At 64.4% G+C, this 13,469-nt stretch carries 14 protein-coding genes; 8 read left to right on the top strand and 6 right to left on the bottom strand.

Annotated elements, in window-relative coordinates:
- Positions 1-22 precede the first annotated feature (22 nt).
- Positions 23-883 (top strand): phosphatidate cytidylyltransferase, encoded by an 861-nt coding sequence (locus ADBZ9O_RS22860; protein WP_526525200.1) that lies wholly within the window; start codon positions 23-25, stop codon positions 881-883.
- Here ADBZ9O_RS22860 and ADBZ9O_RS22855 read toward each other — a convergent pair.
- Positions 794-1,741, bottom strand: coding sequence for an EamA family transporter (locus ADBZ9O_RS22855; protein WP_526525199.1), 948 nt, complete (start codon positions 1,739-1,741; stop codon positions 794-796). The genes ADBZ9O_RS22860 and ADBZ9O_RS22855 overlap by 90 nt on opposite strands.
- 145 nt (positions 1,742-1,886) lie before the next feature.
- Between ADBZ9O_RS22855 and ADBZ9O_RS22850 the strand changes: the two genes are divergently transcribed.
- Together ADBZ9O_RS22850 and rlmN are read left to right on the top strand one after the other, a co-directional pair.
- Positions 1,887-2,759: a LysR family transcriptional regulator gene (locus tag ADBZ9O_RS22850; RefSeq protein ID WP_526525197.1), complete on the top strand. Its 873-nt coding sequence runs from the start codon at positions 1,887-1,889 to the stop codon at positions 2,757-2,759.
- Positions 2,756-3,856: a dual-specificity RNA methyltransferase RlmN gene (gene rlmN / locus ADBZ9O_RS22845; RefSeq protein WP_526525196.1), complete on the top strand. Its 1,101-nt coding sequence runs from the start codon at positions 2,756-2,758 to the stop codon at positions 3,854-3,856. The genes ADBZ9O_RS22850 and rlmN overlap by 4 nt, the downstream gene beginning before the upstream one ends.
- Positions 3,857-3,932: 76 nt before the next feature.
- On the opposite strand, the gene ADBZ9O_RS22840 is transcribed toward rlmN, so the two are convergent.
- Both ADBZ9O_RS22840 and ADBZ9O_RS22835 read right to left on the bottom strand, forming a co-directional pair.
- Positions 3,933-4,193 carry a DUF2631 domain-containing protein gene (locus ADBZ9O_RS22840; protein WP_526525195.1) on the bottom strand — a complete coding sequence of 87 codons (261 nt, stop codon included), beginning with the start codon at positions 4,191-4,193 and terminating at the stop codon, positions 3,933-3,935.
- Between the two features lie 55 nt (positions 4,194-4,248).
- The gene (locus tag ADBZ9O_RS22835) at positions 4,249-5,565 is read right to left on the bottom strand and encodes a cryptochrome/photolyase family protein (RefSeq protein ID WP_526525193.1); all 1,317 of its coding nucleotides are present in this window, start codon (positions 5,563-5,565) and stop codon (positions 4,249-4,251) included.
- 48 nt (positions 5,566-5,613) lie between these two features.
- Between ADBZ9O_RS22835 and puuE the strand changes: the two genes are divergently transcribed.
- The 3 genes from puuE to ADBZ9O_RS22820 all read left to right on the top strand — a co-directional run bounded on the left by puuE (position 5,614) and on the right by ADBZ9O_RS22820 (position 7,600).
- Positions 5,614-6,534, top strand: a complete 921-nt coding sequence (gene puuE / locus ADBZ9O_RS22830) for an allantoinase PuuE (protein ID WP_526533398.1) — start codon at positions 5,614-5,616, stop codon at positions 6,532-6,534.
- Positions 6,535-6,626: 92 nt separating this feature from the next.
- Positions 6,627-7,448 (top strand): MerR family transcriptional regulator, encoded by an 822-nt coding sequence (locus tag ADBZ9O_RS22825; protein WP_526525191.1) that lies wholly within the window; start codon positions 6,627-6,629, stop codon positions 7,446-7,448.
- The gene (locus tag ADBZ9O_RS22820; protein ID WP_526525189.1) at positions 7,445-7,600 is read left to right on the top strand and encodes a hypothetical protein; all 156 of its coding nucleotides are present in this window, start codon (positions 7,445-7,447) and stop codon (positions 7,598-7,600) included. The genes ADBZ9O_RS22825 and ADBZ9O_RS22820 overlap by 4 nt, the downstream gene beginning before the upstream one ends.
- 98 nt (positions 7,601-7,698) lie before the next feature.
- Here ADBZ9O_RS22820 and ADBZ9O_RS22815 read toward each other — a convergent pair whose 3' ends face one another.
- The 3 genes from ADBZ9O_RS22815 to ADBZ9O_RS22805 all read right to left on the bottom strand — a co-directional run bounded on the left by ADBZ9O_RS22815 (position 7,699) and on the right by ADBZ9O_RS22805 (position 10,887).
- Positions 7,699-8,244 (bottom strand): fasciclin domain-containing protein, encoded by a 546-nt coding sequence (locus tag ADBZ9O_RS22815; RefSeq protein WP_526533396.1) that lies wholly within the window; start codon positions 8,242-8,244, stop codon positions 7,699-7,701.
- 179 nt (positions 8,245-8,423) lie between these two features.
- Positions 8,424-10,091 carry a cytochrome c biogenesis protein DipZ gene (locus ADBZ9O_RS22810; protein ID WP_526525188.1) on the bottom strand — a complete coding sequence of 556 codons (1,668 nt, stop codon included), beginning with the start codon at positions 10,089-10,091 and terminating at the stop codon, positions 8,424-8,426.
- A 124-nt stretch (positions 10,092-10,215) separates the two neighbouring features.
- Positions 10,216-10,887, bottom strand: a complete 672-nt coding sequence (locus tag ADBZ9O_RS22805; RefSeq protein WP_526525187.1) for a fasciclin domain-containing protein — start codon at positions 10,885-10,887, stop codon at positions 10,216-10,218.
- A 160-nt stretch (positions 10,888-11,047) separates the two neighbouring features.
- Between ADBZ9O_RS22805 and dxr the strand changes: the two genes are divergently transcribed.
- Together dxr and ADBZ9O_RS22795 are read left to right on the top strand one after the other, a co-directional pair.
- Positions 11,048-12,235: a 1-deoxy-D-xylulose-5-phosphate reductoisomerase gene (gene dxr / locus ADBZ9O_RS22800; RefSeq protein WP_526525186.1), complete on the top strand. Its 1,188-nt coding sequence runs from the start codon at positions 11,048-11,050 to the stop codon at positions 12,233-12,235.
- A complete protein-coding gene (locus tag ADBZ9O_RS22795) occupies positions 12,232-13,464 on the top strand; it encodes a M50 family metallopeptidase (protein ID WP_526525184.1) in 1,233 nt (410 codons plus the stop codon). The genes dxr and ADBZ9O_RS22795 overlap by 4 nt, the downstream gene beginning before the upstream one ends.
- The last annotated feature ends 5 nt before the right edge of the window (positions 13,465-13,469 follow it).

Here is a 13,469-nt window from a genome sequence, read left to right as displayed (position 1 = left end):
GACCCCTAGGCAACCTATCCACGTGGCAGACACCGACCCGGTGAAAAGCGAGCCGGTGAAGAAGGCGTCCCGCGCCGGCCGTGACCTCCCCGCTGCCATCGCAGTCGGTGCGTTTCTCGGCTTCGGCGTTATCGCCATCCTGGTTTTTGCGCCGTACGTGTGGATTCCTGTCGTGGCGCTGGCGATCGCGGTGGCGACCCACGAGGTGGTACGTCGACTGCGCACCGCGGGATTCTCGATTCCGGTAGTGCCGTTACTTGTGGGTGGCCAGGCGATGATCTGGCTGACCTGGCCGTTCGGGGTGGCCGGCGCCCTCGGCGGTTATGGCGGCACGGTCGTGGTCTGCATGATCTGGCGGCTGCTCTCCGGTGGTCTCAAAGACGCCCCGGTGAACTATCTTCGCGATGTCACGACGACGGTCTTCCTGGCCGCCTGGATCCCACTGTTCGGCGCGTTCGGAGTGCTGCTGGTCTATCCCGACGACGGTGGTTGGCGGGTGCTGTGCCTGATGCTGGGCGTGGTGTTCTCCGACATCGGCGGCTACACCGCCGGAGTGTTGTTCGGAAAGCACCCGATGGTGCCGGCGATCAGCCCCAAGAAGTCCTGGGAAGGTTTCGCCGGGTCGTTGGTGGCCGGTACCACCGCGGCCGTGCTCGCGGTGACATTTCTGCTGGACAAGCCACCATGGGTCGGGGTGCCGCTCGGCATCATGCTGGTGATCACCGGCACCCTGGGCGACTTGATCGAATCTCAGGTCAAGCGTGATCTCGGGATCAAGGACATGGGCAATTTGCTACCGGGGCACGGCGGCCTGATGGACCGACTCGATTCCGTCCTGCCCTCGGCTGTGGCCACCTGGATCGTCCTGACGCTTCTTGCGTGACGCGCGAGCGTTCAGCCAGCATGCCACCGCGCCGAGCACCAGGCCCGCGGCAATACCGATATCGGGACGTTCGCCCAGAATCACCCAGGACAGCACACCGGCGACAGCGGGAATCAGGCAGAACAACATGGCCACCGCCGCGGCGCCGTGCTTGTTGATGGCCCGCACGTAGAGCGACAGCCCCACTCCCGCGTTGAGCAGCACCACCGCCGCCACGGCGCCGATTGCCTTGGCGTGATCGTGGACCGCGAACGGGGTCAGCGCGGCCAGCACCGCGGCAGGCACCAGCGCCACCGCGTTCTGCACCGCCGCTGAGGCGCGGAAGTCGACGTCGGCGCAGAAGCGCTGTTGATACACCCCACCGGCCGCCAAGCCGAGCAACGCGACCACCAGCAGTACCAGCACGGGGTCGACGCCGTGTTCGTTGGCCAGCCGGCTTGCGCACGCCGCGAGCACAGCCAGCACACCGAGAATCAGGGCGACGATCTTGGTGACGCCCAGGCGATCCCGCAGGAACAGCGCGCCAAGCACGGCGGTGGCGACGGGGTTCATCGCGATGACGACTGCGCACAGCACAGCCGGTGCACCGCGCTCGACGGCGAGGTACAGACAGCAGAACTGGACAGCCTGCATCAGCAGCCCGGTGACGGCGACGTGACCGAGTTTGCGGCCCCGCGGCCAGCCCACCCGGCTGATGGCGGCCCACACACCGAGCAGAATCCCTGCCAACGAAAACCGGAACACCAGTACCGCCATCGGCGTCATGGCACCGACCGCGAGGTTGCCGATCGGGTAGCCGAGCGCGTAGAAGAACGTCACCGCGGCGGCGGTCTGCACAGGCATCCGGGACTGCTGCATGAACCTCATCGTGGCGAGCGCGCCAGCGGGTGTCCAACGATTAATATCACCGACGACCGATCACGAATCACGATCAGTGCTCGTGCATCGCAGGTGCCCGACCAGAGAAATTGATCTGATCTGCTGATCAGAGTATGTTGGCGCCGTGAGTCAGGCCCTGGACATCGTCCCGCTGCGCAGTGTCGTGGCGGTGGCCGACTGTGGCGGATTTCACCGAGCTGCGGCGGTACTGCATCTGACGCAATCCGCCGTCAGTCAGCACGTGCGGCGCATCGAAGGTGTGGTCGGCGCCCCGATCGTCGAGCGTTCCGGGCGCGGGATGGTGTTCACCGAACTCGGTCACCGCGTCGTGGTGCACGCCCGCAAAATCCTTGCCGTCCACGACGGCGCCCTGGCCGATCTCGGTGCTGCCGAGGAAAAAGTGTTGCTGATCGGTGCTACCGAACACGGTGCGGACGTGATGCTGCCGGGCCTGACCGATGCGTTGGGTCAGCGGTTGGCGGACTGGCGGATCAGATTCCGGCTCGATCGCAACGTCGCGCTGGCCGATGCCATCGAGCACGGTGCCGTCGACGTGGCAGTGATGCTGGACGGTTCAGGCTGGGATCGCACCCACGCATCGGGAATGATTGCACTGAAATGGATTTCGGCCCGCGGCTTGGTTCTTCCGGCGTCCGAACCGTTACCGGTGGTGATCTACTCCGAGCCGTGCACCTTGCGGGAGCCGGCCTTCGCCGCGCTGGACAAGCTCGGCACGGACTATCGGATCGTCGCCGAATGTTCGGATCTGTCGGGCCTGACCTCAGCGGTCCGGTCCGGTCTTGGCGTTGCCCTGCTCCCCATGATCGGCCGGCTACCGGATGGTCTCTGCCTTGCCGACGGCCTGCCCGTAGCCAACCGCGCATCGGTTTTCGTGCGGGGCCGTTCGGGAGTCGACGAACAGGTGCTGGCCACTGTCGATGCGGCGGTGCGTGAGGTGCTCAGTGCCGATACGGCGTCAGAGAAGGTGTCCGCATGAAACAGGAACTGGTCTTCACCGCCCCCAAGCGCGCGCTGCCGCCCCAGCATTTCGCCGACCTCGACGAAGCGGCGCGAGCAGCTGCGGTGACCGGGTTGGGGCTACCCGCGTTCCGTGCCAAACAGCTGGCCAACCAGTACTACGGCCGGCTGATCGCCGATCCGGCACTGATGACCGACCTGCCCGCCGCAGTGCGCGAGCAGGTGGCGACCGCCCTGTTCCCGCCGCTGCTGACGACGGCCCGCGAAATTCAGTGTGATGCGGGGGAGACGCGAAAGACGTTGTGGCGCGCGGTCGACGGCACCACCTTCGAGTCGGTGATGATGCGCTACCCGCAGCGCAACACGGTCTGCATTTCATCGCAGGCGGGCTGCGGGATGGCCTGCCCGTTCTGTGCGACGGGCCAAGGTGGCTTGACCAGAAACCTGTCGACAGGGGAGATCGTCGAACAGGTCCGCAGCACCGCGGCGGCATTGCGCGACGATTTCGACGACCGGTTGTCCAATGTGGTGTTCATGGGAATGGGCGAGCCGCTGGCAAACTACAACCGGGTGCTCTCTGCCGTCCGGCAGATCATCGAGCCGCCGCCACACGGTTTCGGGATCTCGGCACGGTCGGTGACGGTGTCCACGGTGGGGCTGGCCCCGGCGATCCGCAAGCTGGCCGACGAGCGGCTCGGCGTGACATTGGCATTGTCGCTGCACGCTCCCGATGATGAGCTGCGAAACACGTTGGTACCGGTCAACACCCGCTGGGATATCGCCGAGGTCCTTGATGCCGCCCGCTACTACGCCGACACCACCGGACGGCGGGTATCGGTGGAGTACGCCTTGATCCGCGATGTCAACGACCAACCGTGGCGGGCGGACCTATTGGGCAAGAAGCTGCACGGCGCCTTTGGCTCGCTGGTCCACGTCAATCTCATTCCCCTGAACCCGACACCCGGCAGCGAGTGGGACGCCAGTCCCAAACCTGTCGAGCGGGAGTTCGTCCGGCGGGTGAAGGCCAAGGGGGTGTCGTGCACGGTGCGCGATACGCGCGGACGGGAAATAGCCGCCGCGTGTGGACAGTTGGCTGCCGACGAAGGAGGCAGCTGACTGGAGCTCACGCGAATAGGCACAGCGTGTGGACAGTTGGCTGCCGACGAGGGCTAGTGGGCTGAGGGCTAGCCGGCTACTGCCGGATCCAGCCGCGCTTGCGGCCGACCATATCGCGGACCACCACAAACAGCACCAGGATGGCGAAGGCGATCAGGAAGATGTCCTCGACATGCCCGACGTGGTTACCGCGCAGCATGCACAGCAGGAAAATGACGCCGAAGATGCCGACGCCGTGCCAGGTCCGGTAGTTGATCTTGCTCCAGCCCCACTTGGCCGACGGGACTTCGGCGGTGTCGACACCGTCGTCGTAGCGCTCCACCTCGGTGCTGACCACGGCGACTCCTGACGGTAGGGCTGAATGTGTGCGACGCAATTCTGACATACCGGTCTCAGCCGATCTCGCTGTAGCGGCGCAATGCCTCCGCACGCTCGCTGCCGTGGTCCACGATGGGGCCGGGATAATCTTCAGTGCCCAGCTCAGGAACCCAGCGACCGACGTAGGCGCCGGCCGGGTCGAACTTCTTGGCCTGAGTGTCGGGATTGAACACCCGGAAGTACGGGGCCGCGTCGGTGCCGCACCCGGCGGCCCACTGCCAGCCGTGTTGATTGCTGGCCATATCCCCGTCGAGCAGCTGCTCCAGGAACCACCTGGCACCCCATTGCCATGGCAGGTGCAGGTCCTTGACCAGGAAGGACGCCGTGATCATCCGGACCCGGTTGTGCATGAAACCGGTTTCGCGAAGCTGGCGCATGCCCGCGTCGACGATCGGAAAACCAGTTCTGCCGTCCTTCCATGCGGTGAACAGCCGCTCGGCGTCGGCCCCCTCATCGACCCGGATACCGTCAAAGCTGCTGTTCCAGTTCCACCACGCGCTGCGTGGCCACTCGGCGAGTACGGACGCATAGAAATCCCGAAACGCCAGCTCGCGCAGGTACGCCTGGGGGCCGGTGCCGCTCCCGAGATCGGCAGCCATCGTCCGTGGGTGGATATTGCCGAAATGTAGGTACGGCGACATCCGGCTGGTGCTGTCGAGGTCCGGCCGGTTGCGGTCCTCGGCGTATCCGGCGACGCCGCTGTCGAGGAAATCCGACCAGCGTTGCCGCGCTGCCGTCTCACCCGCCGCAATGCTGAGCTCGGTGCCTGGTGGTGGGATATCGAGGGTGGGTCCGGCGCCTGCGGCGGCGGCGTCAGCGGGGTTGATCCAGCGCGCCGATCCGGCGTCGGATTTCGCCGGCGAACGCCAACCGTGCTCTTGCCAGCGTCGGAAGTAGGGGGTGAACACCTTGTACGGGGTGCCGTCGTCCTTGGTGACCCGCCCGGGTGACACCAGATACGCCGAGCCCGTCGCCACCAACTCGATGTCGTTGTGCTCGGCCAGGGCCGCACGCACCACGTCGTCGCGGCGGCGTCCGAAGGGGGAGAAGTCGGCAGAGATGTGCACCGCTGTCGCATCGACGGCGTTGGCCAGGGCGGGAATGCGTTCCTCTGGCCTGCCCTCGGTCACGAACAGTCTGCCGTCGAGGGCGTCGTGCAATTCGCGCAGGGAGTCGTAGAGAAACTGCAGTCGCCGCGGCCCCGAGGATGCCCTCAGGCGGGGATCGAGCACATAACAGGCGAGCACCTCGCCGTCATCGGCTGCGGCGTCGATCAGGGCGGGCAGATCTGCGGTGCGCAGATCGCGGCGAAACCACAGCACCGTACTCATGACTGTCATGCTGCCCTGTTTCCTTTCGGCTGAAACAATGCAGCCATGATGCTCGGCCACTGCACAGGCGACTACCCGCGGGACATGATCGGGTACGGGCCGAATCCGCCGCAACCGAACTGGCCGGGAAACGCCAATATCGCCGTGCAGTTCGTCCTCAATTACGAAGAGGGCGGGGAAAACAGTGTTTTGCACGGCGATCCGACATCAGAGACGTTCCTGTCGGAAATAGTTGGTGCGCAGCCATTTCCGAATCGCCACCTCAGCATGGAATCGCTCTACGAGTACGGCTCCCGGGCTGGTCTGTGGCGGGTGCTACGCGTATTCGAGCGTCGAAACCTGCCGCTGACCATCTTCGCCGTCGCGTTGGCGCTGGCCCGCAATCCCGAGGCCGTTGCCGCCTTCCGTGAGCGTGGCGATGAGATCGCCTGCCACGGTTTGCGCTGGTTGAGCTACCAGCTCGTCGACCCCGAGGTCGAGCGGGAGCATATGGCCGAGGCGGTGGCGATGCTCACCGAATTGACCGGAGCCGCCCCGCTGGGCTGGTACACCGGTCGGGATTCGCCGCAGACGCGGCGTCTGGTCGTCGAGCATGGCGGCTTCCTCTACGACTCGGATTCCTATGCCGACGATCTGCCGTACTGGACGAAGGTTGAGGGCAACAACCACCTGGTGGTGCCTTACACCCTGGACACCAATGATATGAAGTTCGTCTCGACTAGCGGATTTCCCAGTGGTGCAGAGTTTTTCACTTATCTACGCGATGCCTTTGACGTGCTCTATGCCGAAGGCGCGGCGGGGTCGCCGAAGATGTTGTCCGTCGGTCTGCATTGCCGGCTCGTCGGGCGCCCGGCGCGGACCGCCGCGCTGGAACGCTTCCTCGACCATGTGCAGTCGCACGACTTGGTGTGGATCACCCGGCGGGTCGATATCGCCAGGCACTGGGTGGAGCATTTCCCGCCGGGCTGACGGGCAGGCAAAAGCAGCGCCGCGCTCAACTCCCCTTCTGGCTGGCACGTCCGGCTTGACCTTCCCCTGACGGGAGACCCCAGACTGGGACCATGAACCCACGACGCGACCAAACGCTGTCGATCGGCGATTTCTCGCGAATGACCCAACTCACCGTGAAGACGCTGCGGCACTACCACGAGGTCGGGTTGGTGATACCCGCGCGTATCGATGCGTCCAGCGGCTACCGGTACTACTCGCCCGCACAGGTGCCCACCGCGCAGGTGGTGCGCAGACTGCGGGAGTTGGATATGCCCGTCGCCGATGTCCGTGCCGTGCTGGCGGCGGCGCCGGGCGATCGGAATGCGCTGATCGGTAGTCACCTGGCCGCATTGGAAGCTGAACTCGCCGCGACCCGCAAGGCGGTGGAGTCGCTGCGCGCCATCCTCGATCAACCGACGGATACGGCGATCGGATTCCGCAGCGTGCCGGCTACACCCGCGATCGCCAAACACGCCGTCGTCGATCGCGAGGATGTAATCGAATTCTGGCAAGAAGCTGTGGGGGACCTGCGCGCTACGGTGACCGCGGAGCGCTTAACACCGACCGGTGCGCTGGGTGCTCTCTACGGGTTCGACATATTCGACGCGGACCGCGGTGAGGTGATGGTGTTCCTCCCCGTCGAGCAGGGCCCGGTTCTGCTCCCGGCCGCCGAACTCGCCGTCATCCGGCACCGCGGACCGCACGATGATGTCGATCTTGCCTACAGTGCGCTCGGTTCGTACGCCACCAGTCGTGAGATCAGTGTCGACGGCCCATTGCGCGAGTACTACCAACGCTTTTCGTGGGACACCGACGACGCCGCCGAGTGGGTGACCGACCTGTGCTGGCCAATCTTTCGCGCCGACACCACCGACGGCAGGGAGCAGGTATGACCGTCGATCTACGCGGTAAAAAAGCAGTGGTCACCGGCGGCATCGACCGGACGGCCGCGCTGGATGCCGTGATGGCTTCCCTGGGCGGCATTCCACTCGGTGGCCCGCCCAGCTCAACGAAATCGCCACTGTGGTCGCATTTTTTGGTATAGGACGCGGCCGCATCGGTGGTCGGGATCGACCTGGTGGTAGACGGCGGGACGGTCCCCACCCTGTAGGGACCGCCCCGTCTACGATCTACTGCGTCTACTTACATACCGGCCGGCGGCATCAGGACGGTGTCGATCATGTACACCGTTGCGTTGGCGGTCTTGACGCCGCCGCACACTACGGATGAGTCGTCAACCTTGAGTTCATTGGCCATCCCGGTGACGGTGACGTCCTGGCCTTCGACGGTCTTGTGGGTGCCGACGACCTGCGACGGGCTCAGCTGGCCGGGGACCACGTGATAGGTCAGGATGCTGGTCAGCAGCGGCGCATCGGTTTTGAGCTTGTCGATGGTGGCCGGATCCAGCTTGGCGAAAGCGGCATCGGTCGGGGCGAACACCGTGAAGTCACCGCCGTTGAGGGTGTCGACGAGGTTGACGTCCGGATTGAGCTGGCCGGATACCGCTGAGGTCAGGGTGGTCAGCATCGGATTGTTCGATGCGGCAACCGCAACCGGATCCATGGCCATGCCCTCGACCGAACCGGGACCGGTCGGTACCTGCTCTGCGTAGGTGGCGCATGCTGGTCCGACAAGGCTTTCCGGCGCCATCGGAGCGGCGTTGGCGACGCTGATCGAACCCGCCAGCATTGCGCCCGCCGCCAACCCGGTCAGGCTGGTCAGGGTGAAGGTCTTGGAAAGTGCTTTCATGGTCAGTCTCAATTCTGTCGGATGAAGCGGGACGCGGTGGTCGTCTCGCTCGTTCGGTAACTATTCGGATCTGTTCGCGTCACGGATGGGTATCCATTTCGAAGAAGTGGAAACAACCATCAGCCGTAAGTAAATGAAAACGCTTGCAGTCCTTGGCTCAACTGCAGCTCAACGTGTCCGCGAGCGATATTGTCGGTTGCGACAATCTGTCGCAATGTCGGCGGACCACTGACCGGTATGAGGGTGGTCCTGCCGTCGCGGTGCACTGTGACTGTTCCGGTGCCACCGACTACCAGGTAAACACTCTTGGCGCGATAGTTCAACTCGATATGGGAATCATCGGAGTCTGCAGTGGCACCTTGATAGTCCAGTTTCCAGGGGCCGCGCAGCGCAAAGGTGTCATCGGAAAGTGTTGGTGGATAAGAGAATATTGCCTGACCCTGATCGTAGACATCCGGTCCGCCATAGTTGACCATTTTTCCGACTCCGAAATAGCTTTCTGGTGTCAGCCCGGATTCCGGAGTGGTATCGGCGTTTTCGCTGGCGGGAGGCAGGATCACACCGGGCCTGGCGGCGGTGAGCAGCTGCCTGATCAGGCTTTCGGTGACCTGATAATCACCTTCGCCGAATTTGATGTGTCGGATGGTGCCGGTGTTGTCGATGAGATATTCCGCGGGCCAGTACCGATTTCGGTAGTTGGTCCACGTCGACAGGTTGTTATCCAGGGCGACCGGGTAGGTGATTCCCAGAGCGGCAGCTCCGCTGATGACGTTGTCGCGATCCTTTTCGAACGCGTATTCCGGGCTGTGCACCCCGATGACCTCAAGGCCGGAATCCCGATATTTCGAATACCAATCGGTGACGTGCGGAATGGCCCGTTGGCAGTTGATACACGAGTACGCCCAGAAGTCGACGAGCACAACTTTGCCGCGCAACGACTTCAGGTCAACTGCCGAATTGGCCGGCGTGTTGAACCAGCCGGTGATGCCCTTGATATCGGGCGCGGTTCCGCAGCTCTCCAAGGTGGCCGCTCCGTTGGAGCAGTTGGACAATTCGCGGTTTTGGTCATTGATCAACCCGCCGAGGTTCAGTTTCTCCGCGAGGTCCTGCGAGCCACCGACCTTGTCCTGCAACGGGCTGGTGTAGTCGGGAATGACTCGCTGCAGTGTTGCCGGCAGATTCAGGGTGATCGCTACCGCGAAGGCGAGCATCACGACACCGCCGGCGACGCGGATCTGCCGCTGGCGGCGCCGGAAGGCGCCGACCCGTTCGGTGACCCGCTGTCCGGCCATGGCGAAGATGAACAGGGGGATCGCGGTGCCGAGGGCGAAAGCTATTGTCAAAACTAGTGTTTCGGGGCCAATGGAACCGGTGGCGCCGGCCAGCACGATCGCCGCCAGCACCGGTCCCGCACATGGGACGAACAACACGCCGAGTGCCAGGCCGAGGCCGAACCCGCTACGCCCTTCGCTGGCGTTGAACGCAGGAATCCGGCTGAACGGCTTCTCCAGCAGCTGTTCGAACCGTGGGACGATCAGGCCGAGGCCGATCAGCGTCAGGGCGATGATGCCGGCCCATCGCAGGGCGTCCTGGGGCAGGTGCAGCAGGGACAGCAGCGCCGATCCGGCCAGTGTGACCACGCTGAAACTCAGGACCAGCCCGGCGATTACTGCATACGGCCGGTTCTGCGCGCCGGAAAAAAAGATCACCGGCAGCACCGGCAAGATGCACGGTGAGATGCCGGTGATCAGTCCGCCCAGAAAGCCGATCAGGGCCAACGTTGTCATGACTGTTATTCGTAGCCGCGGCGGACTCGGATGGGTTGTGCTGCAACGCTATTGACGACAAAAAAAGACAGGGCAGCCCAGGTCGGGGGTTTCTGGGCTGCCCTGTCGGTCCTAGCGCGGCGGATTAGGCTGCGGGTGGCATCAATACCGTGTCGATCATGTAGACGGTTGCGTTGGCGGTCTTGACGCCACCGCAGACCAGCCCGGCGTCGTTGACCTTGAGGTCGTTACCGGCTCCGGTCACCGTAACCGTGCCACCTTCGACGGTCTTGTGGTCGCCGGCCACCTGCGCGGGACTGGCCTGGTTCGGCACGACGTGATACGTCAGGATGCTCTTGAGCAGCGGCGCATCGGTTTTCAGCTTCTCGATGGTCGCCGGGTCGAGCTTGGCGAAGGCGTCATCGGTGGGCGCGAAAACGGTGAACTGTCCGCCGTTGAGCGTGTCCACCAGGTTGACCTCCGGGTTCAACTGGCCGGACAGTGCCTGGGTCAGCGTCTTGAGCATCGGGTTGTTAGACGCTGCAACGGTGACTGGATCCTGCGCCATTCCGGCGACCGACCCCGGCCCGGACGGTACCTGCTCGGCATATGCCGCACACCCGGTGCCGATGAGATCTGCAGCCGGTGCCGCGGCGGGAGTGGTGGTCGTCGCGGTGGCGCTCTCGACTGCGGAGGAGACCGCTGAGGTGGCAGAGGACGCTGTCGAGGCGGCTTCCTCTTTCGAACAGGCCGCCATTCCTAGGACGGCCACGGCGGCGAAGCTGGCCGTGACGACTCTGGTGTGGAGAGGCTTCATGATGAGGTGACTCCTTTGTCTTCCGGTCATTGCGTTAGACATTCGGGTCGGTATCCGTCCCGGACTGGCCCCGGACGTCCCACGTCACATTTGCGTCATTTTTGGCTCCGAGTTGCGGTAGCTGGCATTGCCGGCACTGCGGGCGCGGCACAATGGACAAGTGGCAGTTCCGCGCACCGAGAAGCGCTTGAAGGTTCTGATCCTGGGCAGTACCGGATCGATCGGCACTCAGGCGCTCGAGGTGATCGCTGCCAACCCCGACCGGTTCGAGGTGGTCGGCCTGGCCGCCGGGGGCGGCAACCCCGAGCTACTGGCACGGCAGCAGGCCGAAACCGGTGTCACCAACGTCGCCGTCGCCAACCCGAATGCGACCGAGGCCCGCTACCGCGGGCCAGAGGCCGCCACCCGGATCGTCGAGGACACCGAGGCCGACGTCGTCCTCAATGCGCTGGTAGGGGCCCTTGGGCTGAAGCCGACGCTGGCGGCCCTGGCTTCTGGCGCGCGCCTGGCATTGGCCAACAAGGAATCGTTGATCGCCGGCGGGCCGCTGGTTCTCAAGGCCGCGGCGCCAGGTCAGATCGTGCCCGTCGACTCCGAGCACTCCGCGCTGGCGCAGTGCCTACGCAGCGGGACCGCCGACGAGGTCGCCAGACTTGTCCTGACCGCGTCGGGCGGACCGTTCCGCGGGTGGAATGCCGACGCGCTGGAGACCGTCACTCCCGAGCAGGCAGGCGCCCATCCCACGTGGTCGATGGGGCCGATGAACACGCTGAATTCGGCGTCGATGGTCAACAAGGGCCTTGAACTCATCGAGACCCATCTCCTGTTCGGCATCCCGTATGACCGGATCGACGTGGTGGTGCACCCGCAGTCCATTGTTCATTCGATGGTCACCTTCGTCGACGGCTCGACGATTGCCCAGGCCAGCCCACCCGATATGAAATTGCCGATCGCGCTGGCTCTCGGCTGGCCGGCCCGGGTACCGGCTGCGGCCAGCGCATGCGATTTCAGCACCGCCTCGACCTGGGAATTCGAGCCGCTGGACAACACGGTCTTCCCAGCGGTGGACCTGGCCAGGCAGGCCGGTTCGACCGGTGGCTGTATGACCGCGGTGTACAACGCGGCCAACGAAGAAGCGGCAGCTGCATTTCTCGACGGGCGCATCTCATTCCCCGCGATCGTGCGCACCGTAGCCGAGGTGCTGCACGGTGGCGACCAATGGGCCGCGCAACCGGCTACCGTGGACGACGTACTTGACGCGCAGCGGTGGGCCCGCGAGACGGCCCTAAGATCGATAGAGCGCCGGAGCAAGGAGCACGCCGCACAGGAGGTTCAGCCAGCCCGATGATGTTCGTAGTGGGTATTGCGCTGTTCGCGCTGGCCATTCTGGTTTCGGTGGCGCTGCACGAATGCGGTCACATGTGGGTGGCCCGCGCGACCGGAATGAAGGTGCGGCGGTATTTCGTCGGGTTCGGTCCGACCGTCTGGTCGACGCGACGTCCCAATCGGCTCGGCACCACCGAGTACGGAGTGAAAGCGATCCCGCTCGGCGGGTTCTGCGATATCGCCGGGATGACGTCGGTCGACGAGATCGCGCCAGAAGACCGCCCCTATGCGATGTACCGGCAGAAGGTCTGGAAGCGGGTCGCGGTGCTCTTCGCCGGGCCGGGAATGAACTTCATCATCGGCCTGGTGCTGATCTACGGGATCGCCGTGATCTGGGGTCTGCCCAACCTGAACCAGCCCACGAATGCGATGGTCGGCGAAACCAGTTGTGTCCAAGCACAAATCGCCAAGGACAAGCTGGGCCCCGACTGCACCGGACCTGGTCCGGCCGCGTTGGCCGGTCTCAAATCCGGTGACGTGGTCACCAAGGTCGGCGATACGTCGGTGTCGAACTTCGAGCAGATGGTCGCCGCCGTGCGCAAGGCGTCGGGTCCCACCCAGTTCGTCGTGGAGCGCACCGAGGACGGTAAGGCCACCACGTTCGCCACCGTCGTCGACGTCACCCAAACGCAGCGTTTTACCGGCAAGGACGCCGCTGAGCCCAGCACTGTCGGCGCCATCGGCGTCGCTGCCGCCTACTTCGGCCCCACGGAGTACAACCCGCTGTCCGCGGTGCCAGCGACCTTCGCCTTCACCGGTGATCTGGCTGTCCAGCTCGGAAAGTCACTCGCCACGATCCCCACCAAGATCCCCGCGCTGCTGCACTCGATCGGTGGCGGCGAACGCGATCCGAACACCCCGATCAGCGTGGTCGGCGCGAGCATCATCGGTGGAGATACCGTCGATCACGGTCTATGGGTGGCGTTCTGGTTCTTCCTGGCGCAACTGAATTTCGTGCTGGGGGCGATCAACCTGGTGCCGCTGCTGCCCTTCGATGGTGGCCATATCGCGATCGCGATATTCGAGAAGATCCGCAATATGTTCCGGGCGGCGCGCGGCAAGGTCGCCGCAGCACCCGTCAACTACCTGAAACTGATGCCCGCCACGTACGTGATCCTGATCGTCGTGGGCGGATACATGTTGTTGACGGTGACTGCCGACCTGGTCAACCCGATCCGACTTTTCCAGTAGGAGAT

The organism is Mycobacterium sp., assembly GCF_965229105.1.
In the GTDB taxonomy this organism is placed as follows: domain Bacteria; phylum Actinomycetota; class Actinomycetes; order Mycobacteriales; family Mycobacteriaceae; genus Mycobacterium.
The sequence above is the reverse complement of the archived record's forward strand: the minus strand, read 5'-3'. Positions and strand labels throughout refer to the sequence as shown.

Bases quoted from the DNA above. Each gene is read 5' to 3' on its own strand.
- ADBZ9O_RS22795 (WP_526525184.1), top strand. From the start codon at position 12,232: ATGATGTTCGTAGTGGGTATTGCGCTGTTCGCGCTGGCCATTCTGGTT.
- ADBZ9O_RS22815 (WP_526533396.1), bottom strand. From the start codon at position 8,244: ATGCTGGCGGGTTCGATCAGCGTCGCCAACGCCGCTCCGATGGCGCCG.
- ADBZ9O_RS22810 (WP_526525188.1), bottom strand. From the start codon at position 10,091: ATGACAACGTTGGCCCTGATCGGCTTTCTGGGCGGACTGATCACCGGC.
- ADBZ9O_RS22825 (WP_526525191.1), top strand. From the start codon at position 6,627: ATGAACCCACGACGCGACCAAACGCTGTCGATCGGCGATTTCTCGCGA.
- puuE (WP_526533398.1), top strand. From the start codon at position 5,614: ATGCTCGGCCACTGCACAGGCGACTACCCGCGGGACATGATCGGGTAC.
- ADBZ9O_RS22855 (WP_526525199.1), bottom strand. From the start codon at position 1,741: ATGCAGCAGTCCCGGATGCCTGTGCAGACCGCCGCCGCGGTGACGTTC.
- rlmN (WP_526525196.1), top strand. From the start codon at position 2,756: ATGAAACAGGAACTGGTCTTCACCGCCCCCAAGCGCGCGCTGCCGCCC.
- ADBZ9O_RS22805 (WP_526525187.1), bottom strand. From the start codon at position 10,887: ATGAAGCCTCTCCACACCAGAGTCGTCACGGCCAGCTTCGCCGCCGTG.
- ADBZ9O_RS22820 (WP_526525189.1), top strand. From the start codon at position 7,445: ATGACCGTCGATCTACGCGGTAAAAAAGCAGTGGTCACCGGCGGCATC.
- ADBZ9O_RS22835 (WP_526525193.1), bottom strand. From the start codon at position 5,565: ATGAGTACGGTGCTGTGGTTTCGCCGCGATCTGCGCACCGCAGATCTG.